Annotated in this window: 23 protein-coding genes; 4 read left to right on the forward strand and 19 right to left on the reverse strand. The window is 69.1% G+C overall.

Going from position 1 to position 23963, the window contains the following annotated elements; genetic code table 11:
- Nucleotide 1 precedes the first annotated feature (1 nt).
- A complete protein-coding gene (locus AC07O4_RS10155) occupies nucleotides 2-892 on the forward strand; it encodes a LysR family transcriptional regulator (protein WP_495304439.1) in 891 nt (296 codons plus the stop codon).
- A gap of 6 nt (nucleotides 893-898) precedes the next feature.
- On the opposite strand, the gene AC07O4_RS10160 is transcribed toward AC07O4_RS10155, so the two are convergent.
- The 13 genes from AC07O4_RS10160 to AC07O4_RS10220 all read right to left on the reverse strand — a co-directional run bounded on the left by AC07O4_RS10160 (nucleotide 899) and on the right by AC07O4_RS10220 (nucleotide 13905).
- Nucleotides 899-1552 carry an ANTAR domain-containing response regulator gene (locus AC07O4_RS10160; RefSeq protein ID WP_095743105.1) on the reverse strand — a complete coding sequence of 218 codons (654 nt, stop codon included), beginning with the start codon at nucleotides 1550-1552 and terminating at the stop codon, nucleotides 899-901.
- Between the two features lie 69 nt (nucleotides 1553-1621).
- Nucleotides 1622-2776, reverse strand: a complete 1155-nt coding sequence (locus AC07O4_RS10165; RefSeq protein WP_062470403.1) for a transporter substrate-binding domain-containing protein — start codon at nucleotides 2774-2776, stop codon at nucleotides 1622-1624.
- Nucleotides 2777-2842: 66 nt separating this feature from the next.
- Complete coding sequence (locus AC07O4_RS10170) at nucleotides 2843-4477, reverse strand: nitric oxide reductase activation protein NorD (RefSeq protein WP_495304440.1); 1635 nt, start codon at nucleotides 4475-4477, stop codon at nucleotides 2843-2845.
- Nucleotides 4474-5292, reverse strand: a complete 819-nt coding sequence (locus tag AC07O4_RS10175) for a CbbQ/NirQ/NorQ/GpvN family protein (protein ID WP_495304441.1) — start codon at nucleotides 5290-5292, stop codon at nucleotides 4474-4476. Before AC07O4_RS10175 ends, AC07O4_RS10170 begins: the two co-directional genes overlap by 4 nt.
- Nucleotides 5289-6299, reverse strand: a complete 1011-nt coding sequence (locus AC07O4_RS10180; RefSeq protein ID WP_495304442.1) for an alpha/beta fold hydrolase — start codon at nucleotides 6297-6299, stop codon at nucleotides 5289-5291. Before AC07O4_RS10180 ends, AC07O4_RS10175 begins: the two co-directional genes overlap by 4 nt.
- A gap of 11 nt (nucleotides 6300-6310) precedes the next feature.
- Complete coding sequence (locus AC07O4_RS10185) at nucleotides 6311-7348, reverse strand: aliphatic amidase (protein ID WP_495304443.1); 1038 nt, start codon at nucleotides 7346-7348, stop codon at nucleotides 6311-6313.
- Between the two features lie 43 nt (nucleotides 7349-7391).
- Nucleotides 7392-8081, reverse strand: a complete 690-nt coding sequence (gene urtE / locus AC07O4_RS10190) for an urea ABC transporter ATP-binding subunit UrtE (protein ID WP_495304444.1) — start codon at nucleotides 8079-8081, stop codon at nucleotides 7392-7394.
- Nucleotides 8082-8098: 17 nt separating this feature from the next.
- Nucleotides 8099-8881, reverse strand: a complete 783-nt coding sequence (gene urtD, locus AC07O4_RS10195) for an urea ABC transporter ATP-binding protein UrtD (protein WP_070061447.1) — start codon at nucleotides 8879-8881, stop codon at nucleotides 8099-8101.
- A 14-nt stretch (nucleotides 8882-8895) separates the two neighbouring features.
- Entirely contained in the window at nucleotides 8896-9948 is a 1053-nt protein-coding gene (gene urtC / locus AC07O4_RS10200) for an urea ABC transporter permease subunit UrtC (protein ID WP_495304445.1), read from the reverse strand.
- Between the two features lie 3 nt (nucleotides 9949-9951).
- A complete protein-coding gene (urtB, locus tag AC07O4_RS10205) occupies nucleotides 9952-10854 on the reverse strand; it encodes an urea ABC transporter permease subunit UrtB (RefSeq protein WP_062470432.1) in 903 nt (300 codons plus the stop codon).
- A 5-nt stretch (nucleotides 10855-10859) separates the two neighbouring features.
- Nucleotides 10860-12053: an urea ABC transporter substrate-binding protein gene (urtA, locus tag AC07O4_RS10210; RefSeq protein ID WP_495304446.1), complete on the reverse strand. Its 1194-nt coding sequence runs from the start codon at nucleotides 12051-12053 to the stop codon at nucleotides 10860-10862.
- A 400-nt stretch (nucleotides 12054-12453) separates the two neighbouring features.
- Nucleotides 12454-12948 (reverse strand): hypothetical protein, encoded by a 495-nt coding sequence (locus tag AC07O4_RS10215; protein ID WP_095948507.1) that lies wholly within the window; start codon nucleotides 12946-12948, stop codon nucleotides 12454-12456.
- Nucleotides 12949-13905 (reverse strand): LysR family transcriptional regulator, encoded by a 957-nt coding sequence (locus AC07O4_RS10220; protein ID WP_495304447.1) that lies wholly within the window; start codon nucleotides 13903-13905, stop codon nucleotides 12949-12951.
- A 95-nt stretch (nucleotides 13906-14000) separates the two neighbouring features.
- Here AC07O4_RS10220 and AC07O4_RS10225 point away from each other — a divergent pair, with 95 nt between their 5' ends.
- Complete coding sequence (locus AC07O4_RS10225; protein ID WP_495304448.1) at nucleotides 14001-14990, forward strand: NAD-dependent epimerase/dehydratase family protein; 990 nt, start codon at nucleotides 14001-14003, stop codon at nucleotides 14988-14990.
- A gap of 7 nt (nucleotides 14991-14997) precedes the next feature.
- Here the strand turns inward: AC07O4_RS10225 and AC07O4_RS10230 are convergent, their stop codons facing one another.
- From AC07O4_RS10230 to AC07O4_RS10250, 5 genes are all read right to left on the reverse strand, one after another.
- A complete protein-coding gene (locus AC07O4_RS10230) occupies nucleotides 14998-15942 on the reverse strand; it encodes a glutaminase (protein WP_159274323.1) in 945 nt (314 codons plus the stop codon).
- On the reverse strand, nucleotides 15939-16847 hold the full coding sequence (locus tag AC07O4_RS10235) for a DMT family transporter (protein WP_495304449.1): 909 nt from the start codon (nucleotides 16845-16847) through the stop codon (nucleotides 15939-15941). The genes AC07O4_RS10230 and AC07O4_RS10235 overlap by 4 nt, the downstream gene beginning before the upstream one ends.
- A 92-nt stretch (nucleotides 16848-16939) precedes the next feature.
- Nucleotides 16940-17443: a BON domain-containing protein gene (locus AC07O4_RS10240; protein WP_495304450.1), complete on the reverse strand. Its 504-nt coding sequence runs from the start codon at nucleotides 17441-17443 to the stop codon at nucleotides 16940-16942.
- Nucleotides 17440-17949, reverse strand: coding sequence for a flavin reductase family protein (locus AC07O4_RS10245; RefSeq protein WP_369630837.1), 510 nt, complete (start codon nucleotides 17947-17949; stop codon nucleotides 17440-17442). The genes AC07O4_RS10240 and AC07O4_RS10245 overlap by 4 nt, the downstream gene beginning before the upstream one ends.
- 50 nt (nucleotides 17950-17999) lie before the next feature.
- Nucleotides 18000-18914 (reverse strand): LysR family transcriptional regulator, encoded by a 915-nt coding sequence (locus AC07O4_RS10250; RefSeq protein WP_139703541.1) that lies wholly within the window; start codon nucleotides 18912-18914, stop codon nucleotides 18000-18002.
- Nucleotides 18915-19036: 122 nt separating this feature from the next.
- Here AC07O4_RS10250 and AC07O4_RS10255 point away from each other — a divergent pair, with 122 nt between their 5' ends.
- Nucleotides 19037-21037: an alkyl/aryl-sulfatase gene (locus AC07O4_RS10255; protein WP_495304451.1), complete on the forward strand. Its 2001-nt coding sequence runs from the start codon at nucleotides 19037-19039 to the stop codon at nucleotides 21035-21037.
- A 6-nt stretch (nucleotides 21038-21043) separates the two neighbouring features.
- Here AC07O4_RS10255 and AC07O4_RS10260 read toward each other — a convergent pair whose 3' ends face one another.
- Complete coding sequence (locus tag AC07O4_RS10260; protein ID WP_062470462.1) at nucleotides 21044-22273, reverse strand: nucleoside recognition domain-containing protein; 1230 nt, start codon at nucleotides 22271-22273, stop codon at nucleotides 21044-21046.
- A 96-nt stretch (nucleotides 22274-22369) separates the two neighbouring features.
- On the opposite strand from AC07O4_RS10260, the gene AC07O4_RS10265 reads away from it, so the two are divergent.
- A complete protein-coding gene (locus AC07O4_RS10265; protein WP_447739986.1) occupies nucleotides 22370-23962 on the forward strand; it encodes a phospholipase D family protein in 1593 nt (530 codons plus the stop codon).
- Nucleotide 23963: the final 1 nt, after the last annotated feature.

Raw genomic sequence — 23963 nt, forward strand, 5'->3', positions numbered from 1 at the left:
GATGCGACAGCTCAACCTCGACCAACTGCGCACGCTCATCGCCATCGCCGACCTGGGCACCTTCTCGGCGGCGGCGCAGGCGCTGCACCTGGCGCAGCCCACCGTGAGCCTGCACATCAGCGAGCTCGAATCGCGCCTGGGCGCGCAGCTGGTGGTGCGCGGCAACCGCCGCGTCACGCCCACCGCGGCCGGCGCGGCGCTGGTCGAGCGCGGGCGCAAGCTGCTGCGCGACACCGACGAGGCGGTGGAGGCCGTCAAGCGCCAGGCCGAGGGCCGCACGGGCCGCGTGCGGCTGGGCACCTCCACCGGCGTGGTGGTCGACCTGCTGCCGCAGGTGCTCGAGGCGTTGGGCGTGGGCCACGCGGGCATCGACGTCGAGGTGAGCATCCTCGGTTCGGCCGAGGCGATGGCGCGGCTGGCGGCGGGCACGCTCGACATCGGCCTGGTGGCGATGCCGCAGCCGCTGCAGCGCGAGCTGGTGGTCACGCCGTGGCGCACGCAGCCCATGATGGCCTTCGTGCCGCCGCGCTGGAAGGCGCCCAAGCGCGCCACGCCGGCCTGGCTGGCGACGCAGCCGCTGATCTTCAACGACGCGACCACGCACATGTACCGGCTGTCGATGGAGTGGTTTGCCGCGGCCGGCTTTGCGCCGCGCGCGCGCATCGAGCTCAACTACGACGCGGCGATCCGCAGCCTGGTGGCGGCGGGCTATGGCGCGGCGCTGTTGCCGCTGCAGCAGACCACCGACGCGGCGCTCAACGAGCGCATGCAGATCGTGCCGGTCACGCCCAAGCTCACGCGCCGCCTGGGCATCGCGCACCGCCCGCCCGCCACGCTCGACGGCGCCACGCAGAGCGTGCTGAAGGTGCTGACGGCGTTCCGCCAGCTCTGAGCGCGTTCAGCCCGGCCCGGGCTTGTTACTGCGGGTGCCCAGCGAGAGGATCTCGTTGGCGTTGACGATGGCCGCGGCAATGTCTTCCATGGTGGTGCGCTTGCTCATGGCCTGTTCGCGGATCAGGTCGTGGGCCTGGCCTTCCGACACGTCGTGCGTCTTCATGAGGATGCTCTTGGCCTCGGCCAGCTGGCGCACGCCGAGCAGCTTGGCCTCGGTCTTGCGCAGGCGCCGCGCGAGCGAGCGGCTTTCCTTGTGCGCCTCGCGCGCGACCACGAGTGCCGAGAGTAAGCCGAACGAGCGCACCGGCGACGGCAGCACGGCCTTGGCGCGGATCTCGAGCACGGCCTCGACGATGGTCGGGTTCTCGTAGGTCACGACGGCGATGACGGCGGGGGCGTCCTCGCTCTGGGTCCATTCGAAGCGCAGGTTGATGAAGTCGGGCTGCACGGCCATGAAGGCCACGTCGATGCCCTCGGGCAGGTGCTGCACGGGCGGCCAGAAGGCCTGCACCTGGCAGCCGATGCGCTGCAGTTGCTGGGTGAGCTGCCGGCCGTCTGCGTCGTCGGGGTGGATCACCGCGATCTTCAGCAGCCGCAGCTCCTTGAGCTGCGGTGGCGTCACCCGCAGGGTGTGTCGCTTGGGGGCTGTGCTGTCCACGGTCAGGTCTCTCGTGGGACGCGTCCTGACGCCTCGCCTGCAACGGGACTAAAGCGGTGTGCCCTCATCCTAGAGCTCCAGCGCATCGAGCCGTGCCGTCCAGTCGCCCAGCGAGTGGGTGACGAGGTACGGGTCCGGGTACACCGGGCGCGTCGCCTGGCGCACGATGGTGAACTGCCCGTGTGCGTCGACGCGGCCGATGCGCGGGTACAGGCAGGTGTGGTGGTTGGTCGGGTCGATCTTCACGCGGCCCTGCGGCGCATCGAACTCGCTGCCCAGGATGTGCGGCAGGATCTCCGCGATGCCGTCGGTGCCCGCCTGCCGGAAGGCGTTGGCGAAGATGTGCATCTGGAAGTACGAGGCCTCCCAGCACAGGTTGGGCACGCAGCCGTCGCCGAAGCGCGCGCGCAGCCGCGCCAGGCAGCGCTGGTTGGCGGGCGAATCGATCGACTGGAAATACGGCGCCGCCGTGAAGTGGCCCGTGGCCACGCCGGGGCCCATCTGCGAGATCTCGGCCTCCGAGGTGGTGAGGCTCGAGATGGGCATCGTCTTCGGGTCGAAGCCGGCCTCGGCATAGGCGCGGTACAGGCTGGCGGTGGAATCGCCCACCACCGTCGAGAAGATGAAGTCGGGCCGCTTGTCGCGGATGTCGTCCATGATCGCGCGGTAGTCCTTCTCGGTGGCGTCCAGTGCCACGTAGCGCTCGCCGAGCTTTTCGCTGCCGGGGCGCTGCATCACCAGCTCGCCCATGATGCGGTTCGACTCGTAGGGGTAGATGTAGTCGGAGCCGATCAGGTACACGCGCGCACCGAAGTTCGTGGTCATGAACTCGGCCAGCTGCACGCTGTTCTGGTTGGGCGCCGCGCCCGTATAGATCACGTTGCCCGAGTACTCGAAACCTTCGTACAGCGTGGGGTAGAACAGCAGCTTGTTCCACTTCTCGATCACCGGGATCACGGCCTTGCGGCTGCTCGACATGTAGCAGCCGAAGAGCACGTTGACGCGGTCCTGCACGATCAGCCGCTCGGCCAGCTGGGCGTAGCGCACGGGGTTCGATTGCGGGTCGTAGCGCACGGCCACGAGTTCGCGGCCGTCGACGCCGCCGGCCGCGTTGATCTCCTCGATGGCCAGCAGCGCGCCCTGCAGCTGCGACAGGCCGATGGTCGAGGTGACGCCGGTCTCGGAATACAGAATGCCGACGCGAAGAGGGTCCCTGTCAGCCACTGGGGTGTCTCCTGGATGTGTGGACCCTCATTGTGTGCTCCTCCCTGGCTTTCTTCATGCGGTCGGTCAATGGGCGGCGGCCAGCCGCGTGCTCATGCGGGCCAGCCGTGCGGGCAGGCTGCGCGCGTCGTCGGCGATGCAATAGTTGCGCCAGCCGAAGATGCGCCGCACGTACGCGTCGGCCGCGCCGTCCACCGCGATGCAGGCGCTGCGCACGCCAGCGTCGCGCGCCTCGGCCACGGCCTGGCGGGCGTCTTCGATCAGGTACTTCGGGTCGTGCACGTCGATGTCCGAGGGCGCGCCGTCGGTCACCAGCAGGATCGCGCGCGGCCCGGCCGGCTCGGCCTGCAGGTGCGAGGCCGCATGGCGCAGCGCGGCGCCCATGCGCGTCGAGTAGCGCCCGCGCACCGCGCCGATCATGGCGCGCGAGGGCGCGGCCAGCGGCTGGCCGAATTCGAGCAGGCGGTAGTAGTACACCTCGGCGCGTGTGTTCGACGAGAAGCCGTGGATGGCGAGCCGGTCGATGCCGCGCGCGTTCGAGGCAGCGAGCAGCAGCGCGGCCTGCTTCTCGAGGTCGAGCAGCGAGACGGCGCCGTCGCCGTGGCCCGCGTCGTTGGCCGACTCGGAGAGGTCGAGCAGCACCAGCACGCTCGACGGGCGCGGCCCCTTGCCGGGGCGCATGAACAGCCGCGCATCGGGCCGCAGGCGCAGGCGGCGATCGACCAGCACCTCGATGGCCGCATTGAGGTCGATGTCATCGCCTTCCCACTGGCGGCGCAGGCGGTGCGTGCGGTCGAGGTGGCGCGCGCGGGGCAGGGCGAGCGGCACGATGCGCTCGTTGCCCATCGCCGTCGACGTGCCCGCCGCGCCCAGGCCCTGCCACGCGGGAAGCTTCTCGATCACCGTGCACCAGTCGGGCCGCAGGCGCTCCTGCGTGCGGTCCCATTCGGGGTAGGTGTAGCGGCCGAGCTCCATGTCGGCGATGCCTTCGGGTGGGGCTTCGCTGCCTTCGTTCGGTGCATCGGAAGGTGGCGGTGGCCGCACGCCCGTCTGCTGCAGCGCGATGGCCTCGTCGGGCGGCGTCTCGGCCTCGCCGAAGTCCCACAGGTAGCTGTTGTCGTCGCGCCAGGGCGCAGGCACGGCGTAGTCCTGCGGCTCGAAGCGCACGCGCATCTGGCCGAGGTCGTTGGCGAGGATCGAGGCGACGGCGCGGAAGGCGTCGTAGTCTTCCAGCCCCGCGCGCGAGACGGTCTCGTCGAACAGGCGGCGCGCCTTGTTCACCCAGTGGTTGTCGTCCTGCGCATTGGCGCGCAGCAGCACGCGGTCCATGCGTGCGACCAGCGCGGCAAAGCGCAGGTCCAGCGGATCGGGCGCGGGCGGCAGGGCGGCGGTGAACCAGCCGTGCAGGCCGGGAAAGTCGCGGCACAGCAGCCGCTCGACGCGCGCGTCTTCAAGGGCCGAGACCACCGCGATGCCCATCGGCTTGAGCGTGCGCGCCGGTCGCGCAGGCGTCGAGTGGCGCAGGTGCGCGACCGCATGCGCGACCATCGCGCGGTGCAGGGGCACGGCCGCGTCGCCCTCGGGCAGCAGCAGCCGGTGCCCGGTGAGGACCGCACGCGCGCCGGCCAGCGGCTGCACGTCGACATCGACGCCGGCCAGCCCGCGCGCCAGCAGCGAGAGGGCGCCGTGCCCGTCGTTCATCCGAACTGCGCCTCGACAAAGCCCTGCAGCGCGCTCGCCATGTCGGGGTCGTCGGTGAGGGCGCGCGTCATCGTCATGTCGCAGCTGTCGCGCGGCGACACGCCGTCGCGGATCAGCACGCCCGCGTAGATCAGCATGCGCGTCGACACGCCCTCGTCGAGCCCGCGGTGCTTGAGCTCGCGCGAGCAGTGCGCAATGGCCACCAGCTTCGCGGCGAGCCCGGGGTCGACACCGGCCTCGTGCGCGACGATCTCCGCTTCGAGCGTCCCGTCGGGGTAGTCGAACTCCAGCGCCGCGAAGCGCTGGCGCGTCGAGGGCTTCATGTCCTTCGCGCTGCTCTGGTAGCCGGGGTTGTACGACACCACCAGCTGGAAGTCGGGGTGCGCGTGCACCAGCTCGCCCTTCTTGTCCAGCGGCAGGATGCGGCGCGCGTCGGTCAGCGGGTGGATCACCACGGTGGTGTCCTGCCGCGCCTCCACCACCTCGTCGAGGTAGCAGATGCCGCCGTGGCGCACCGCGAGCGTCAGCGGCCCGTCGTGCCAGGCCGTGCCGTTCGCATCGAGCAGGTAGCGGCCCACGAGGTCCGAGGCCGTCATGTCTTCGTTGCACGCCAGCGTGACCAGCGGCCGCCCGAGCGACCACGCCATGTGCTCCACGAAGCGCGTCTTGCCGCAGCCGGTCGGCCCTTTCAGGATCAACGGCATGCGGTGGCGGTACGCGTGCCGGTACAGCGCCACCTCGTGGCCTGCGGGCCGGTAGAAGGGCTCGGTCTCGATGCGGTAGGCGGCGAGCGGATCGTGCACGGGAGCGTTCATGGCGTGGCGAGCAGTTCCTGCAGGGCGTTGTCGATGAAGCGGGTGTCGACCGGGCTGCTGCCGCCGCCCGCGAAGTGGCCCCACACGCCCGGGATCGGGCGGCACTCGGCGTTCGGCATGTGCGACACCTCCCATTCGTTGTCGGCCACGGGAAAGTACAGGTCGCGCTCGGCCGGCATCACGAGCGCGCGCGCCTGGATGGCGCCCAGTGCCTTCTTGAAGTCGCCCTTGAACACCGGGTTGTCGCTGATGTCGCCGTGTTGCCACGACCACAGCATCGCCAGCAGGTTGTTGGCGTCCTTCTGCAAAAAGAAGCCTTCCCAGTAGCCGACCAGGAAGTCTTCGAGCGAGCTGAAGCCCAGCTCGCGCCACAGCTGCTGCATGTAGAAGGGCTGCGACAGACCCCAGCCCGCGTACACGCGGCCCACCGCGCGCAGCCCGCGTGTCGGCGGCGTGGTGTACCAGCCGCCGTTCCAGGCCGCGTCGGCCGTGAGCGCGGCCTTCACGCCTTCGAGGAACACGATGTTGTGCGGCGCCGTCTTCGCCGAGCCGCAGAAGGGTGCGATGCGCTTCACCATCTCGGGGTACAGGCACCCCCACTGGTTGGTCTGCTGCGCACCCATCGACCAGCCCACCACCAGCGCGAGCTGTTCGATGCCGAACTGCTCGGTCACCAGCCGGTGCTGCAGCGTCACGTTGTCGTAGAGCGTGACGTTCGGAAAGCGCGCCAGGTTGTAGGGCTCGGGCGTGTTGCTCGGCGAGGACGACAGCCCGTTGCCCAGCATGTTGGGCACGATGATGAAGTACTTCGCCGGGTCCAGCGCCATGCCGGGGCCGATGAGCCATTCGTTGTCGGTGTGCTGGCCCGAGTACCAGGTCGGATAGACGATCGCGTTGCTCTTCTGTGCGTTGAGCGTGCCGTAGGTCTTGTAGGCGAGCTTCGCGCCGCGCAGGGTGGCCCCCCGCTGCAGCGCGACATCGCCGAGTTCGAAGATGTCGTGGTCCATGGGGCGGCGCGTCAGCGGTGCTTGGCCGGTTCGTTCGGGATGCCCTCGATCGGGCACTCGGGCGTGCCGACCGTGCTGCGCGTGAACGACTCGACGCGCTCGCGCGTGCCCTCGGGGTCGTTGATCCACTGCGTGTAGAAGTTGTAGGGGCAGGCCGCCACGCCCCTGTCGCCGTCGCCCGAGTTGATGGTGCCGGTGTAGCCGCGGTGCACGAGCTTGAACAGGTGGTTCTGCGACTGGCCGTTCTTGCGCGCGTCGCGGATCAGGCCCATCGACAGCTCGGCGTAGTTGATGCCCATCTCTTCCTCGCCGCATTCGCCGAGCGTGCGGCCGTCGAAGCCGATCAGCGCCGAGTGGCCGAAGTACGAGTACACGCCGTCGAAGCCGGCCGCGTTGGCCACGGCCACGTAGGTGTTGTTCATGAAGGCCATGGCCTTCGACACCATGATCTGCTGCTCCTTGGCCGGGTACATGTAGCCCTGGCAGCGGATGATGAGTTCGGCGCCGCGCATCGCGCAGTCGCGCCAGATCTCGGGGTAGTTGCCGTCGTCGCAGATGATCAGGCTCATCTTCATGCCCTTGGGGCCTTCGCTCACGTAGGTGCAGTCGCCCGGGTACCAGCCCTCGATGGGCACCCACGGCATGATCTTGCGGTACTTCTGGACGATCTCGCCCTGGTTGTTCATGAGGATCAGCGTGTTGTAGGGCGCCTTGTTCGGGTGCTCCTCGTGGCGCTCGCCGGTGAGCGAGAACACGCCCCACACGTTGGCGCGCCGGCAGGCGTCGGCGAAGATCGCGGTCTCCTCGCCGGGGATGGCCGAGGCGGTGTCGTACATCTCCTTGGCGTCGTACATGATCCCGTGCGTGGAGTACTCGGGAAAGATCACCAGGTCCATGCCCGGCAGGCCTTTCTTCATGCCGACCAGCATCTCGCCGATCTTGCGTGCGTTGTCCAGCACCTCGGCCTTGGTGTGCAGGCGGGGCATCTTGTAGTTGACGACCGCGACGCCGACGCAATCGTTGCTGCTCGAAATATCACCATGTCTCATGACGCTGCTCCTGAAGGGGTGGTTGAAGAAAAAGAGAAAGGGCTCACACGGTCAGGAAAGACCTGACCTTGTCCTGGTCGAGGCTCGCGCGCGCTTCGTCGTGCACGATGCGGCCCCGGTCGATGACGAGAAAGCGGTCGGCCAGGTCGAGCGCGAAGCTCAGCACCTGCTCCGACACCACGACGGCGAAGCCGCGCTCGGCGCGCAGCACGTTCAGCGTCTGCGCGATCTCCTTGATGATCGAAGGCTGGATGCCCTCGGTGGGCTCGTCGAGGATCAGTACCTTCGGCTCCGAGATGAGCGCGCGCGCAATCGCCAGCATCTGCTGCTGGCCGCCCGAGAGGTTGCCGGCCTTGCGCTGCTTCATGTCTTTGAGCACGGGGAAGAAGGTGTAGAGGTACTCGGGCACCGTGCGGTGGCCCGACCTTGCGGCGCCCGACAGGATGTTCTGCTCCACCGTGAGGAACGGGAACACCATGCGCCCCTGGGGCACGAAGGCCAGGCCCTGCGCCACGCGCTGGTAGCTGGGCAGCGTCGTGAGCTCGGTGCCGCCCAGCCGGATGTGGCCGCCGCGCGCGGGCAAGAGGCCGATGAGCGACTTCAGCAAGGTGGTCTTGCCCATGCCGTTGCGGCCCATGATGGCGACTGCTTCGTCGGGCGCAACGCGCAGCGACACATCGCGGATGACGTGCGATTCGCCATACGCCACGTTGAGGTCGGAGACTTCGAGCATGTGAATTTCTCCTTCTCTCAATGGCCGAGGTACACGTCGATCACGCGCGGGTCGGCCTGCACTTCGGCCGCCGTGCCTTCGCTCAGCAACTTGCCCTGGTGCAGCACCGTGACGCGGTGCGCGATGCGCTTGACGAAGTCCATGTCGTGCTCGATCACGACCACCGACTTGCCGGCCGAGATGCGCCGCAGCAGGTCGCCGGTCTGTTCGCGCTCGCGCGGGCTCATGCCGGCCACGGGCTCGTCGAGCAGCAGCAGCTCGGGCTCCTGCATCAGCAGCATTCCGATCTCGAGCCACTGCTTCTGCCCGTGGCTGAGCTGCCCGGCGCGGTGGCCCAGGCGATCGGCCAGGAAGACCTGCTCGGCCATCGCGTCGATGCGCGCACGCACGGCGGGCGTGCGGCGGAAGGTGAGCGACTGCAGCAGGCCGTGCATGCGCGGCAGCGAGATCTCGAAGTTCTCCAGCACGGTGAGGTCTTCGTAGACCGAGGGCGTCTGGAACTTGCGGCCCACGCCGGCGCGCACGATCTCGTACTCGTTCAGGCGGCCGAGGTCCTGGCCGTTGAACAGCACGCGGCCCGCGCTGGGCTTGGTCTTGCCGCACACCATGTCCAGCAGCGTGGTCTTGCCGGCGCCGTTGGGGCCGATGATCACGCGCAGCTCGTTGCGCTCGACCGAGAGGCTGAGCCCGTCCACGGCCTTGAAGCCGTCGAAGGACACGGTGAGGTCTTCGATGCGCAGGATCTGCTCGCTCGACGGCGGCACCGCCGAAGCGGCCTGCGGCAGCCCGCCGTTGGGCATCGTCATCGTGGCGTTCATGGCGCCACCTCCGAGGTACGGCGGCGCACGAGCTTTTCGCCCAGGCCCGCGAGCCCGTTCGGCATCGCCCACACCACGAGGATGAACACCGCGCCCAGCACGTACAGCCAGCCTTCGGGAAAGGTCTCCGACAGGTACGACTTGAGGAAGCCGATGAGCAGCGCGCCGATCACCGCGCCCGGAATCGACAACCGCCCGCCGACCGCCGCGTAGATCACCATCTCGACCGAGGCCACGACGCCGATCACGCCCGGCGCGATGAGCCCCACCTGCAGGCTGTAGAACGCACCGCCGATGGCCGAGAGCACGGCTGCCACCGCGAACACGAAGGCCTTCATGTGCGCCGTGTTGTAGCCGCTGAAGCGCACGCGGTCTTCCTTGTCGCGGATGGCGATCAGCAGCTTGCCGAAGCGGCTGCGCACGATGGCGAGCGACACCATCATCACGAGCGCAATGGCCGCCACCTCGACGAAGTACATCGTGCGCCTGGCCTCGTCGGTGGCGATGTCCCAGCCCAGCAGCGTGCGGAAATCGGTGATGCCGTTGGCACCGCCGGTGTCGCCCTGCTGGCCGACCACCACCACCGTGAGCGTGAGCGCCAGCGACAACGTGACGATCGCGAAGTACACGCCGCTCACGCGCCGCTTGAAGATCGCGTACGAGAACACGTAGGCCAGCACGGCGGGCACGACGAGGATGCCCACCACCGTCCAGCCCAGCGAGTGGAAGGGCTGCCACCATGCGGGCAGCTGTTCGACGCTGCTCCACACCATGAAGTCCGGCAGCTCGGGCGCCGAGGCCTCGAGCTTGAGGAACATGGCCATCATGTAGCCGCCCAGCCCGAAGAACATGCCCTGGCCCAGGCTCAGCACGCCGCCGTAGCCCCAGGTGAGCACCACGCCCACCGCGACGAACGCGAAGGCCAGGTACTTGCTCACGAGGTTCAGGCGGAACGCATCGAGCGTGAGCGGCAGCACCACCGCCAGCAGCACCAGCACCGCGAGCAGGGCGCCGATGTCGCGCTTGCGTTGAGGAGAAAGACCGTGCATGCCTCAGCTCCTCGACCGCGTGGCGAACAGGCCGTTGGGCCGGAAGTACAGCACCGCGATCACCAGCAGCAGGATCGTGGCCTTGGCCATCGAGCCGCTCATGAGGTACTCGAGCCAGGTCTGCGACTGCGCGATGGCAAAGCCCGAGAGCGCGGTGCCGATGAGGCTCTGCACGCCGCCGAACACCACCACGATGAACGAGTCGACGATGTACAGCTGGCCCGTGCCGGGGTTGGTCGAGCCGATCATCGTGAACACCGCGCCCGCGATGCCCGCCAGGCCCGAGCCCAGCGCGAAGGTCATCGCGTCGACGCGGTGCGTGTCGATGCCCACCGCGCCGGCGATGGCGCGGTTCTGCGTCACCGCGCGCACCTTCAGCCCCCAGGGCGTGCGGTACAGCAGCAGGTACACGCCGACCGCCACCAGGGCCGTGAGCCCGACGATGAAGATGCGGTTCAGCGGCAGCTGGATGCCTGCCGTCGGCTCCCACGCCCCCGCCAGCCACGAGGCCAGCGGCACGCTCACTTCCTGCGCGCCGAAGATCGAGCGGTAGGCCTGCTGCAGCATGAGGCTCAGGCCCCAGGTGGCCAGCAGGGTGTCCAGCGGGCGGTCGTAGAAGAAGCGGATGAAGCCCCGCTCCAGCACATAGCCGAACGCGAAGGTCACGGCGAACGCGAACGGAATCGCGGCGAACAGGTACAGGTCCATGAAGCCCGGCGCGTAGTGCGCGAAGAAGCGCGCCGCCAGGTAGGTCATGTAGGCGCCCAGCGCCATCAGCTCGCCGTGCGCCATGTTGATGACGCCCATCAGGCCGAACACGATGGCCAGCCCGATGGCCATGAGCAGCAGGATGGTGAACAGGCTCACGCCGTTGAACACCTGCATCACCGCGATGTCGAAGTTCATCGCGTTCAGACCTTTGGGAAGGGGTTGGGCTCGACCAGCTGCGGCGATTCCCACACGATGTCGAACTGCCCGTCGGGCCGCGCACGGCCCACGCGCACCTTCTTCCACACATGGTGGTTGGTGGCGTGGATGCGCACCGTGCCCTCGGGTGCCTCGATCTCCACGCCCGCGGCGGCGGCCGTGACCTTGTCCACGTCGAAGGACTTGGCCTTTTCCACCGCCAGCTTCCACAGGTACACGCTGTTGTAGGCCACCTCCATCGGGTCGCCGATCACGCGGTCCTGCCCGTACTTCGCCTTGAAGGCCTTCACGAACTTCTCGTTGGCCGGCGACTTGATGCTCTGGAAGTAGCCCATGCAGGCGTAGTAACCCGCAGCGTTGTCCTTGCCGATGCCGTCGATCTCGTTTTCCGACACCACGGTCGACAGCAGCACCTGCTTGGCGCCGTCCAGGCCCGCCGCGCGCAGCTGCTTGTAGAAGGCCACGTTGGAGCCGCCCACCACCGTGCTGTAGATGCAGTCGGGCTTGGCGGCCTTGATCTTGTTGATGATCGACGAGAACTCGGTGTGGCCCAGCGGGGCGTACTCCTCGCCGAGCACCTTGCCGCCGGCCTTCGCAATGGCGGGCTTGGCGATCTTGTTGCAGGTGCGCGGGTAGATGTAGTCGGAGCCGACGAGGAAGAAGTTCTGGCCCTTCTCGCGCGCCATCCATTCCACCGCCGCGATCACCGACTGCGTGGCTTCCTGCGAGGGGTAGAACACGCGCTTGTCCTGCTCCTGGCCTTCGTAGTAGGTGGGGTAGAACAGCAGGCCCTTGGCCTGGTTGAGCACCGGCAGCAGCGCCTTGCGCGAGGCCGAGGTGTAGCAGCCGATGATGGCCGCCACCTTGTCGCGCTCCAGCAGCTTGCGCGCCTTCTCGGCGAACACCGAGTTCTCGCTCGCGCCGTCTTCGACCACGGCCTCGATCTTCTTGCCCATCACGCCGCCGGCGGCGTTGATCTCCTCGATGGCCAGCTTCTCGGCGTCGACCAGCGAGGCCTCGGCGATGGCGATGGTGCCCGAGAGCGAGTGCAGCAGGCCGAGCTTCACGGTGGCGCCGTCCTGCGCGCGGGCCAGACCGGCCACGCCGCCGGCGGCGCCCAGCACGATCATCGAGCCGCCGGTCTTCACGATCTGGCGGCGGTTGAAAGCGTTCGTCATGTCAAATTCCTTTGCTTTGGTTTTGTGCGAGTCATCAGGAACATCCGACCTTCGGAACCGCGTGGGGGGTGTCTCCTCCCGCCGCGCGGCCCCTGCAAACGAGCGCTGTGCTGCCAGTGCGTTTTCTTCGGGCAAGGCTGCGCCACCGGATGGCGCGCATCCGTTTGAAAAAGGCGTTGTTGCGACCGAAAAAACAAAAAAGCCCGAACCGGTGGTGAAACCGATTCGGGCTTAATTGCCCGACACCTCGCTGGCAGCACTGGCAGCGGGCGTCGTATGACTGGGAACGATTGCTCGTTGGGGCGGATTCTTCTCAACTCACCCCGGCGTGAACATACGCTCTTTCGCTAATTGGCGAAAGTGCGGCGCGTGTGCTATTCGCGCGCAGCGCCCGGGTGCATCAGCTGCGCGGGCGTGCGTAGTCCGACTCGATCCACGCGGTCGCGCTCGAGGTCGTGAGCCGGAACGCGGGCGACACGTTCACGCTCGCCAGCTCCGAGTCGTCGGCGTCGTCGTAGGCCGTGAGCGTGGCCGAGGGGTTGTCTTCGTCGGGCACGATCGACAGCGCCACGCGAATGCGCTGGTCGTTGCGCGCGGTGACCGTCACGCTCTTGTTGAGCGTGGCGTGCAGCTGCTGCTCGTGGCGGCGGATCACCTCGGCGGCGGTCTTCACCAGCGTGTGGAAGGCGGGGGTGTCCAGCGGCTTGGGGTTCTTCTTGTCGCGGCCCATGGTCCAGGGGCCGACGAGCGCGGGCTCGGGGTCGCCGTGGCGGGTCATCTCGACGGCCCAGCCGTCGTCTTCCTCGTTCTTGATGATGCGGGCGGTCCAGAGGTCGTCGCGCCAGAGGCGGGGTTCCTGCAGGGGGAGGTGGTCGGGGGAATCGGTCGTCGTCATTCAGGGAGAAGCTTTGGGTCTTGCGCGGGGCATTGTCGCCCGGGGCGCGGGCGTGGAAGCTGCGCCAACGTACTGTTGCAAGCCCTCGACCAGCGCATCGAAGGCCACGCGGCAGCGCGGGCTGTGGCGCAGGTCCTCGTGCATCGTGACCCAGGTGTCGAGCTTCAGCGAGCGCGCGCGCGGCAGCAGGCGCACCAGCGCGGCGTCGCGCTTGGCCAGGCCCACCTGGCACACGCCGATGCCCGCGCCCGCGCGAATGAGGGCCAGCTGCGCGAGGTCGCTGTCGGTGCGCAGCGCAAAGGCGTCGCGCGTGAAGCCCGTGACCGACTTGAACGACTTGATCGCCTCGCGCACGAAGGCCGAAGGCTGGTCGTAGCCGATGAGCGCATGCGCCGCGAGGTCGTCGGGCGTGCGCGGCGTGCCGTGGCGCGCGAGGTAGCTGGTGTGCGCATGGAAGCCCAGCTCGATGTGGCCGATGCGGCGCGCCACCAGCTGGGCCTGCCGGGGTCGCACCATGCGCACGGCGATGTCGGCCTCGCGCCGCAGCAGGTCCTGCACGCGGTTGGTCGCCACCAGCTCGACCTTCAGCGCCGGGTGCGCCTCGCGCAGCCGCGCCACCACGGGCGGCAGCACCTCCACCGCGACCACCTCGCTGACCGACACCCGCACCACGCCGCGCACGCCGTCGCCCTGGCTGCTGGCCGCGCGCTGCAGCGAGGCCGCGGTGCTTTCCATGGCCTCGGCATGCGTGCGCAGTGCCAGCGCCACTTCGGTGGGCAGCAGGCCCACCTGCGAGCGGGTGAAGAGCACCACGCCGAGCGCTTCCTCGAGCGCCGCCACGTGGCGACCGACGGTGGGTTGCGTGATGCCGAGTGCGCGCGCCGCACCCGAGAGCGAACCCTCGCGCAGCACGCCGAGGAAGGAGCAGTACAGCTCCCAGCTGATGTTCCAGGTCATACGGAAATGTATGGCCGATGGTGCATGTTCGGCAATTCCATTCGAACCCCATCCTGCCCAGAATTCGCCCATCGATCACTGTTCAGGAGCATTTCATGGCACGCAACGACAACACGGTTCTGGTGCTCGGCGCCACGGGCGGCATCGGCGGCGAGGTGGCCCGCCAGCTGTGCGATGCGGGCTGGGAGGTGCGCGCCCTGAAGCGCGGCGCGGTCGAAGGAAAGCGCGAGGGCATCACCTGGCTGGCCGGTGACGCGATGGACGCGCAGGCCGTGCGGCGGGCCGCGAAGGGCTGCGCGGTCATCGTGCATGCGGTCAATCCGCCGGGCTACCGCGGCTGGTCGGAGCTGGTGCTGCCGATGCTCGACAGCACCCTCGCCGCCGCGAAGGCCGAGGGCGCAACCGTCGTGCTGCCCGGCACGGTCTACAACTTCGGTCCCGATGCCTTCCCGCTGCTGACCGAAGACTCGCCGCAGCGTCCGCTCACCGCCAAGGGCGCGATCCGTGTCGAGATGGAAAGGCGCCTCGAACAAGCCAGCCGCGAGGGCGCGCGCGTGCTGATCGTGCGCGCCGGCGACTTCTTCGGCCCGAAGGCCGGCAACAACTGGTTCTCGCAGGGGCTGGTGAAGGCGGGCCAACCCGTCCGGGCCGTCAGCCGCCCCGGCGACCCCGGTGTGGGCCACCAGTGGTCGTACCTGCCGGACGTGGCCCGTACCATGGTCGAGCTGCTCGCGCGGCGCGACCGGCTCGCGCCCTTCGCGCGCTTCCACATGGCCGGCCACTGGGACGCCGACGGCACGCGCATGAGCGACGCGATCCGCAAGGTGGTGGCCCGGCGCACCGGCGCCCAGGTGCGCGTGTCGGCCTTCCCGTGGTGGTTGCTGGCGCTGGCCTCGCCCTTCGTCGTCACCTTTCGCGAACTGCGCGAGATGCGCTACCTGTGGCGCACGCCCGTGGGCATGGACAACGCGAAGCTGGTGGCCTTTCTGGGCCGCGAGCCGCACACGCCGCTCGAAGAAGCGGTGGAGGCCGCGCTCGACGGCATGGGCTGCCTGCCGACGGCGCCGGTGGCCGTCGCGGTCTGAGCGTGGGTCAGAACACCGACAGGCCCGTGCGCGCCACGAACAGCTCCAGCGCCTTCATGCCCAGCAGCGAATTGCCGGTGGCATCGAGCGCCGGCGACCACACGCACAGCGTGAGCTGGTCGGGCACCACCGCGACGATGCCGCCGCCCACGCCGCTCTTGCAGGGCAGGCCGATCGAAAAGGCCACGTCGCCGGCCGCGTCGTAGGTGCCGCAGGTGAGCATGAGCGAGTTGATGCGGCGCGTCTGCCGCTCGCCCGTGACCTCGGGCTCGCCGGCGATCGGGTGCGCGCCGTCGCGGCACAGGAAGGCAGCGGCGCGCGCGAGCTGGCGGCAGCTCATGCGCAGCGCGCACTGGTGGAAGTAGGTGTCGAGCACCTCGGCCACGTCGTTGTCGATCTTGCCGAAGCTCTTCATGAAGTTGGCCAGCGCGACGTTGCGAAAGCCCGTGTCGGCCTCCGACTGCGCCACCTCGCCGTCGAAGTCGATGCGCTCGCCGCACAGGCTGCTCATGAGCGCGAGGATGTCGGCCTTGGCGCTGCCGCCCTTGGCCTTGGCCTGGCTCACGAGCCGGTCGGCCACCGCGATGGCGCCGGCATTGATGAAGGGGTTGCGCGGCTTGCCCTGCTCGTTCTCCAGCTGCACCAGCGAGTTGAAGGGGTTGCCCGAGGGCTCGCGCCCGATGCGCTCCCACAGCGCGTCGCCCATGCGCTGCATGGCGAGCGTGAGCGTGAAGAGCTTGGACACGCTTTGAATGGAGAAGGGCGTCTCGAAGTCGCCCGCGCCGGCTTCTTCGCCGTCGCAGGTGCGCAGCGCGATGCCGAACTGCCGCGCATCGACGCGCGCCAGCGCCGGGATGTAGCTGGCCACGGTGCCGCCCTGGCCGAGCTGCAGGCGCAGGGTGGCGACGATCTCGTCGAGGACGGGCTGGAACCGGTGGAGTTTCTTGCTCATGCCGGGCGTTGTACCGCAGGCCGCCGGTTCACCAGCACGATGCCCAGCGCCACGCCGATCAGCGCCACCACCAGCTGCAGCGTGAGCGGCTCCTTCAGCAGCGCCACGCCGAAGATCAGCGCGAACAGCGGCGTGAGAAAGGTGAAGGACGACATCTGCGTGGCCGGGTAGTGCCGCAGCAGCCACATCCAGGTGAGGTAGCTGGCGAAGGCGCCCACCACCGTCTGCAGGCCGATGGAGGTCCAGGCCCAGGCGGAGTACGAGAAGCCCCAGGTTTCGCCCAGCGCGAGCGACAGCACCGGGCACACGGCGGCGGTCACGGCCACTTGGTAGAAGAGCGTTTTCTCGGCGCTGGCCGTGGCCAGGCGCGTGGTGCGCAGCGTGAGCGTGGTCAGGCCCCAGAGCATGCCGGCCGCCAGCGCCATGCCGTCGCCGATGAGCTGCGACGAGCTCATGTGGCCGAAGCCCTCGCTGAAGGCCAGCACCACGCCCGCGAAGGCGATGAACAGGCCCAGCCACTGGAAGCCGCGTAGCCGCTCGGCCGGCACCCAGCGCGGCAGCAGCAGCGAGACCCAGAACGGGGCCGTGTACAGGAACACCGTGAGCCGCGAGGCGCTGGTGTGCTGCAGCCCCAGGTAGATGCCGGCGAACTCGCCCGCGAACAGCAGGCCGGCCAGCAGCCCGGGCCACAGCGTGCCGTCGCGCTCGAACAGCGGCACGCGCCGCACCACGCACCACAGCCAGAGGAGCACGACCGCGCCGACCATGCGCACCGTGGCCTGCCACAGCGGCGGCACCTCGGTCACGGTGGTCTTGATGAGGATCTGCTGCAGGCCCCAGAACGCGCAGCAGACGATGAGCAGGCCGATGGCCAGGGAGTCGAGGTGGGTCTTGCGCTGGATCATTCGCGGTCAGTCGGTGGCGGCAAAGACGGCGAACAGCCGCCGAATTCATCCGATGATCGTAGCGCGACGGCGCCCGCGCCGTGCGGCGCCGCTCAGTGCCCGGCCAGCGGGTAGGGCGGCTTGCCGCGCGTGCCCACCATCAGGTCGGGCACCACGGTCTCGACGTCGGCCACGATGCGGGCCGCGCGTTCGAGCCTGCGGGCCAGGGCCGCATCGGGCACGCAGCCCTGCAGGTAGACCCAGCGGCGCTGCACCGTGACCCACACGCTGCTGCGGCGCACGCCCGGCACCGCGAGCAGCGCGGCGCGCACCTTGGGCGCGAGCGGCTTGTCGTAGCGGTAGGCGTTGCTGTCGGTGCATTGGCCGGCGAGCCAGCAGCTGGTGCCGCGCTCCAGCCGCGAGTGGGTCTGCGCACGGCGTTCCTCGGCGGTGTAGTAGGGGCCTTGCGGCATGGGGCAGGCCGGCAGGCCCGCGGCGACCTGGAAGAAGGGGTCGTCGAACCAGTTCTGCCGCAGCGGCGATGGCTCAGTGGTGCCCTGCGCCGTGGCGACCCGCGCGGCGAGCAGCAGGACGGCCAGCAGCGCGGGGTACTTCACAAGGGATGCTCGGTGTAGAAGCGCCCGCCGTGGAACAGCAGCGGCGAGGCGTCGGGGTCGTGCGTGCAGCGCTCCACCTCGCCCACGAAGATCACGTGGTCGCCTTCGTCGTAGCGGCTGCGGTTGAAGCACTCGAAGCTCGCCGCCGCACCCTGCAGCACCGGCGCGCCGCCCAGGCCTTCGGTGTAGGCCACGTCGGCCCAGCGGTCGATGTTCTTGGTGGCGAAGCGCTCCGCCAGCGCCTTCTGGTTGGCGGCCAGGATGTTGACCGCGTAGTGCGAGCCGGCGCGCAGCGCCGACATCGACGCCGCCGCGCGCGCCAGGCTCCACAGCACCAGCGGCGGCGCCAGCGACACCGAGTTGAACGAGTTGGCCGTGAGGCCGACCAGGCTGCCGTCGGCCGCGCGTGCGGTGACGATGGTCACGCCGGTGGCGAACATGCCGAGTGCCTTGCGGAATTCGCCGGGCGAGAAGGAGGGGGGCTGGGCCCGGCGGGAGGTGGTCACGGGAGAACGGACGGCAAGGCGGTGAGCGGCAAAGGAGGGGCCATTTTGGCTCAGGCTCTGGCGGGCTGCTGAACCGGCCCGAGCAACTCGGTCACCAGCCGGGTATAGACCGTGGCGGCGGCCGAGGGCGTGCGGCCCGCCAGCGTCACCAGGCTGTAGTGGGTGCGCATGCGCGACAGGCCCGCCACCGGCAGCGGCGCGAGCGCGGCGGTCTCGGGCGCGAGGCCGGGCGCGTGGGGCGCGAGGATCACCGCGTGGGCCGTGAGCGCGAGGTGCCGCAGCGTGTCGGCGTCGTCGCAGGTCACGTTGAACACGCCGCGGTCGGTGCGGCGGATCTGCCGGTCGAAATGCGCGGCCACCTCGGCCGGCAGGTTGGGGCCGGCCACCGGGTAGTCCATGAGCTGCTCGAGCGTGACCGGTGCCGGCTGCCTGAGCAGCGGATGCCGGGGCCGCACGAAGAAGGACACCGGCACGTTGGGCAGCCGCGCCAGCTTCAGGCCGGGCTGCTTCTTCAGGTCGCGGGTGTCGGCGATGAACAGGTCGATCTGGCGCCGGTGCAGGCGCTCGCTGAGGGTGGGGGTGTCGGCCACCTCCATGCGCATCAGCAGTTGCGGGTGGCGCTGCGTCATGAGCGAGAGCGCCGCGCGCCCCAGCAGCCCGGCCGCGAACGGACCCAGGCCGACGTTGAGGCTGCCGAGCGTGAGGCCTTCGAGCTGCTGCACCTCGCGCTGGATCTGCCGCGCGTCGGCGACCAGCTCGCGGGCCCGCGCCAGCACCAGCTCGCCGGCCTGCGTGAAGCGCACGGTGCCGTAGGCGCGGTCGACCAGGCGCGCCTTCAGCGCCTGCTCCAGCGCGTCGATGCTGCGCGAGAGCGCGGGCTGCGACAGGTGCACGGCCTGCGCGGCACGCCCGAAGCTGCCTTGCTCGGCGAGGGCGATCAGGTGCTGGAGGTGGCGCAGCTGCATTTTGCGTTTCAGTTCAAAAGCAAGCGCGCATTTTGCATTTGCCAAGGGGTTGGGCGCTTCCGAAAATCGGCCGCTGCCTTCCGTGCCCCCGTCGTCCGACAGACCCCAACTCAGAGACATCGATGACCCGCATTGCTTCTGCCGCTTCTTTCGCGCCTGCCCGCTTCTCCCTGGCCCTTGTCGCCTGGGCCTGTGCCTTCACCGCCACCGCGCAGCCGGTGGTCGCGCCCAAGGCGGCCGAGCCCGTCACGCTGAAGGCCAACGCCGACATGGCGAAGGCGCTGCCCTTCGCCAACAAGCAGGACTTCGAGGACGCGATGCGCGGCTTCATCGGCACCGTGCCTGACGCGCTGGTGAGCGGCAGCGGCCCCCGCCCGGTCTGGAACATGAAGCCCTACGACTTCCTGAAGGCGAACGAGGCGGCCGACACGGTCAACCCGAGCCTGTGGCGGCAGGCGCAGCTCAATGCGATTCACGGGCTGTTCAAGGTGACCGACCGCGTCTACCAGGTGCGCGGCTTCGACCTGGCGAACGTCACCATCGTCGAAGGCGACACCTCGCTGATCGTGATCGACCCGCTGCTCGCCGCCGAGACGGCACGTGCCGCGCTCGAGCTGTACTACCAGCACCGCCCGAAGAAGCCGGTCGGCACGGTGATCTACACGCACGGCCACGCCGACCACTTCGGCGGCGTGAAGGGCGTGGTCAACGAGGCCGACGTGGCCGCGGGCAAGGTGCAGGTGATCGCGCCCTCGGGTTTCATGGAGTCGGCGGTGGCCGAGAACATCCTGGCGGGCAACGCGATGAACCGGCGCTCGCAGTATCAGTTCGGCACGCTGCTGCCGCCTGGCGCGCGCGGGCAGGTCGACACGGGCCTGGGCAAGGCGCTGGCGCGCGGCAGCGTGACGCTGATCGCGCCCACCTCGACCATCGACAAGACCACCGAGGAGCGCACCATCGACGGCGTGCAGATCGTGTTCCAGCTGGTGCCGGGCTCGGAGGCGCCGTCCGAGATGCTCATGTACCTGCCGCAGTTTCGCGTGCTCAACATGGCCGAGGACGTGACGCACAACATGCACAACCTGTACACGATCCGCGGCGCCGAGGTGCGCGACGGCAACCTGTGGGCCAAATACATCGACGAGGCGCGCGTGGCCTTCGGCGACAAGGCCGACGTGCTCATCGCGCAGCACCACTGGCCCACCACGGGGCGCGAACGCATCGTCGACCTGCTGAAGAAGCAGCGCGACATGTACAAGTTCATCAACGACCAGTCGCTGCGCCTGCTGAACCACGGCTACACGGCGTCCGAGATCGCCGAGACGCTGCGCATGCCCGCGAGCCTGGAGCAGGAGTGGTCCACGCGCGGCTACTACGGCACGCTGCGCCACAACGCGAAGGCGGTCTACCAGAAGTACCTGGGCTGGTACGACGCCAATCCGGCCAACCTGAACCCGCTGCCGCCGGTGGCGCAGGCGAAGAAGACGGTCGAGTACATGGGCGGCGCCGACGCGGTGGTGGCGCGCGCGCGCGAAGACTTCAAGAAGGGCGAGTACCGCTGGGTGGCCAGCGCGATGAGCCAGGTGGTGTACGCCGACCCGGCCAACCGCGCGGCGCGCGAACTCGGCGCCGACGCGCTCGAACAGCTGGGCTACCAGTCGGAGGCCGGCACCTGGCGCAGCGCCTACCTGGTGGGCGCAATGGAACTGCGCAACGGCGTGCCGAAGATCCCGGGCGGCAGCAGCGCGAACGGCGACACGCTGAAGGCGGTGAGCAACGAGCTCTTCTTCGACTTCCTCGGCGTGCGGCTCGACGCGGCCAAGGCCGAGGGCAAGACGATGGTGGTCAACTGGAACTTCACCGATTCGAACCAGAAGTTCGTGCTGACGCTGGAGAACTCGGCGCTCACGCACGTGAAGAACCAGCAGGCGGCCGGCGCGGATGCCACGGTCACATTGAGCCGGGCGACGCTCGATGCGATCACGCTGAAGCAGACGACCTTTCCGGAAGCGATGCAGTCGGGGCTCGTGAAGATCGACGGCAACCGGGCGAAGCTGGGCGAGCTGTTCGGGATGCTCGACAACTTCGACCTGATGTTTCCTGTGGTCGAACCCCGCAAGTAAGCGGGCTCAGCCGAAGAACCAGTAGCAGACAGCAATCGCAGCCACCACCCCCGCCAGCTCCGCCAGCAAGGCACAGGCCACGGTGTGCCGGGCGCGCTGGATGCCCACCGCGCCGAAGTACACCGCCAGCACGTAGAACGTGGTCTCGGTGCTGCCCTGGATGGTGGCGGCCACCAGCGCGGGAAAGCTGTCGACGCCCTGGGTCTTCATGGTCTCGATGAGCATCGCGCGGGCCGCGCTGCCCGAGAAGGGCTTGACGAGCGCCGTGGGCATGGCGTCGACGAAGCGCGCGTCCCAGCCGCCCGCCTGCACCAGCCAGCGCAGGCCGTCGAGCGCGAAGTCGAGCGCGCCCGAGGCGCGCAGCACGCCCACCGCGCACAGCATCGCGACGAGGTAGGGCAGCAGGTGCTTCGCGATGTCGAAGCCTTCCTTCGCACCTTCGACAAAAGCCTCGTAGACCTTGACGCGCCGGATTGCGCCGGCCGCCAGGAACACGATGATCACGCCGAACAGCGTGAGGTTGCCCAGCAGCGACGACAGCGAGGCGATGGCCGCCGCCGACAGCGTGCCCAGGAGCGCCATGAAGCCGCCCAGCAGCAGCGCGCCCGGCACCAGGTAGGCCAGCACCACCGGGTCCCACAGCCGCAGGCGCTGCACCACCGCCACCGACAGCAGGCCCACCAGCGTCGAGGCGCTCGTGGCCAGCAGGATCGGCAGGAACACCAGCGTCGGGTCGCTCGCGCCCTGCTGCGCCCGGTACATGAAGATGGTGACGGGAAGCAAGGTCAGTGACGAGGCGTTGAGCACCAGGAACAGGATCTGCGCGTTGGTGGCCGTCACGGGGTCGGGGTTCAGGCGCTGCAGTTCGCGCATGGCCTTCAGGCCGATGGGCGTGGCGGCGTTGTCCAGCCCCAGCGCGTTGGCCGCGAAGTTCATCGTGATGAGCCCCAGCGCCGGGTGCCCGGCCGGCACGCCCGGCATCAGCCGCCGGAACAGCGGCCCGAGCAGGCGCGCGAGCCAGCCGACGAGGCCGGCGGTTTCGGCGATGCGCAGGAAGCCCAGCCACAGCGTGAGCGTGCCGAACAGCAGCACCATCACCTCGACGGCCAGCCGCGCCATCGCGAACAGGCTTTCGACCAGCGCCGCGAACACGGTCGGGTCGCCGCCGACGAGCCACCGTCCCAGCGCTGCGAGCGCCGCCATCCCGAAGAACCCCAGCCACAACCCATTGAGCACGCGTTTTTTCCTTCTTTTCGTTGGCTGCCGTGTGTGCCGTTGATCATAGGGCGGCATGCCGCCCCGGCCGGGCTCTGCGGCGCTACAGTGCGACCCATGGCCGCCGCCCTGTTCCGCCTTCGTCGCTTCGTCGCCCTGGTGTCGAGCGGGCTGGCCCTCGCCTGGCTCGCGGGCTGCGCCAGCCTGCCGCCGCCGCAGCCGCACCCGGTGCTCACGAACGCGATCACCGACGTGGCCGACACCGATCTGGGCCGGCTGGCCGCCCAGGACGCGCCGCAGGGCGGGGCGGCGGGGCTGTCGGGCTTCCGGCTGCTGCCCGAGGCGGCGTTCGCGTTCGATGCGCGCATCTCGCTGGCGCGGCATGCGCAGAAGTCGCTCGACGTGCAGTACTACCTGATCAGCAACGACGACGTCGGCCTGCTGTTCCTCAAGGAGCTGCGCGAGGCCGCCGCGCGCGGCGTGCGCGTGCGGCTGCTGGTGGACGACCTGTACACGGCGGGCGAGGACGAGGTGTTCAGCAGCCTCTCGGCCTTCCCGAACATCGAGGTGCGGCTGTTCAACCCGCTGCCTTCGCGCGCCGGCTCGCTGGCCGCGCGGCTGCTGTTCTCGCTGGGCGACTTCGGGCGCATCAACCACCGCATGCACAACAAGCTGCTGGTGGCCGACAACAGCTTTGCGGTCTCGGGCGGGCGCAACATCGCCAACGAGTACTTCATGCGCAGCACGGCGGCGAACTTCATCGACATGGACGTGCTGTCCAGCGGGCCGATCGTGCGCCGCATGTCCGAGGGCTTCGACCGCTACTGGAACAGCGAGCACGCCTGGCCCATCGAACGCATCGCACCGCGGCGCGTGCCGATGGAAGAAGCCCAGCGGCGCTTCGACACCCTGGCGCGCGCGGCCGTGCCCGACGTGCCCATGCGCCAGCGCGACATCCTGAACAAGTCGCCGCTCGGCGAGCAACTCACCACCGGCCGCATCGACCGCTACTGGGCCCCGGCCACGCTGTTCGTGGACGACCCCGACAAGATCACGCGCAAGGCCGAGGCGGCCTACGGCGGCAGCGTGACCGAGGGCGCGCTCGGCGTGATCCAGGCGGCGAAGCACGAGGTGAAGATCGGCTCGCCGTACTTCATTCCGGGTGCACGCGGCATGGCGATGATGAAGGCGACCATCGAGCGCGGCGGGCGCATCACGGTGGTCACCAATTCGCTGGGCGCCACCGACGAACCGCTGGCCTACGCGGGCTACGAGCGCTACCGCGCCGACATGCTGAAGATCGGCGTCACCATCTACGAGATTGCGCCCACGCTCACCGGGCGTTCGGGGCGCTTCGGCGACTTCGGCAAGTCGATCAGCCGGCTGCACGCCAAGCTGGCCATCGTGGACGACGAGCGCTTCTTCGTCGGTTCGATGAACCTCGACCACCGCTCGGCCGCCGTCAACACCGAGATGGGGCTGGTGATCGACAGCCCGCGGCTGGTGCAGGACTACGACAAGCTCATGAACGGCGAGCGCGTCAACCTGGGCTACCGGCTCCGGCTCGCGCCGGGCGGGCGGCGCGTGCAGTGGCTCGAATACGACGACGCCGGCGGCGACATCGTGCACGAGGACGAACCGGGGGAATTCCTCTGGCTGCGCTTCAAGAACTGGTTGCTTTTACCCATCGTGGGCGAGGAGCTGCTCTAGG

It is taken from the genome of Variovorax sp. GW821-FHT09D04, assembly GCF_059416405.1.

Bases quoted from the DNA above. Each gene is read 5' to 3' on its own strand.
- AC07O4_RS10155 (WP_495304439.1), top strand. From the start codon at position 2: ATGCGACAGCTCAACCTCGACCAACTGCGCACGCTCATCGCCATCGCC.
- AC07O4_RS10170 (WP_495304440.1), bottom strand. From the start codon at position 4,477: ATGAACGACGGGCACGGCGCCCTCTCGCTGCTGGCGCGCGGGCTGGCC.
- AC07O4_RS10175 (WP_495304441.1), bottom strand. From the start codon at position 5,292: ATGAACGCTCCCGTGCACGATCCGCTCGCCGCCTACCGCATCGAGACC.
- AC07O4_RS10180 (WP_495304442.1), bottom strand. From the start codon at position 6,299: ATGGACCACGACATCTTCGAACTCGGCGATGTCGCGCTGCAGCGGGGG.
- AC07O4_RS10185 (WP_495304443.1), bottom strand. From the start codon at position 7,348: ATGAGACATGGTGATATTTCGAGCAGCAACGATTGCGTCGGCGTCGCG.
- urtE (WP_495304444.1), bottom strand. From the start codon at position 8,081: ATGCTCGAAGTCTCCGACCTCAACGTGGCGTATGGCGAATCGCACGTC.
- urtD (WP_070061447.1), bottom strand. From the start codon at position 8,881: ATGCCCAACGGCGGGCTGCCGCAGGCCGCTTCGGCGGTGCCGCCGTCG.
- urtC (WP_495304445.1), bottom strand. From the start codon at position 9,948: ATGCACGGTCTTTCTCCTCAACGCAAGCGCGACATCGGCGCCCTGCTC.
- urtB (WP_062470432.1), bottom strand. From the start codon at position 10,854: ATGAACTTCGACATCGCGGTGATGCAGGTGTTCAACGGCGTGAGCCTG.
- urtA (WP_495304446.1), bottom strand. From the start codon at position 12,053: ATGACGAACGCTTTCAACCGCCGCCAGATCGTGAAGACCGGCGGCTCG.
- AC07O4_RS10215 (WP_095948507.1), bottom strand. From the start codon at position 12,948: ATGACGACGACCGATTCCCCCGACCACCTCCCCCTGCAGGAACCCCGC.
- AC07O4_RS10220 (WP_495304447.1), bottom strand. From the start codon at position 13,905: ATGACCTGGAACATCAGCTGGGAGCTGTACTGCTCCTTCCTCGGCGTG.
- AC07O4_RS10225 (WP_495304448.1), top strand. From the start codon at position 14,001: ATGGCACGCAACGACAACACGGTTCTGGTGCTCGGCGCCACGGGCGGC.
- AC07O4_RS10230 (WP_159274323.1), bottom strand. From the start codon at position 15,942: ATGAGCAAGAAACTCCACCGGTTCCAGCCCGTCCTCGACGAGATCGTC.
- AC07O4_RS10235 (WP_495304449.1), bottom strand. From the start codon at position 16,847: ATGATCCAGCGCAAGACCCACCTCGACTCCCTGGCCATCGGCCTGCTC.
- AC07O4_RS10250 (WP_139703541.1), bottom strand. From the start codon at position 18,914: ATGCAGCTGCGCCACCTCCAGCACCTGATCGCCCTCGCCGAGCAAGGC.
- AC07O4_RS10255 (WP_495304451.1), top strand. From the start codon at position 19,037: ATGACCCGCATTGCTTCTGCCGCTTCTTTCGCGCCTGCCCGCTTCTCC.
- AC07O4_RS10265 (WP_447739986.1), top strand. From the start codon at position 22,370: ATGGCCGCCGCCCTGTTCCGCCTTCGTCGCTTCGTCGCCCTGGTGTCG.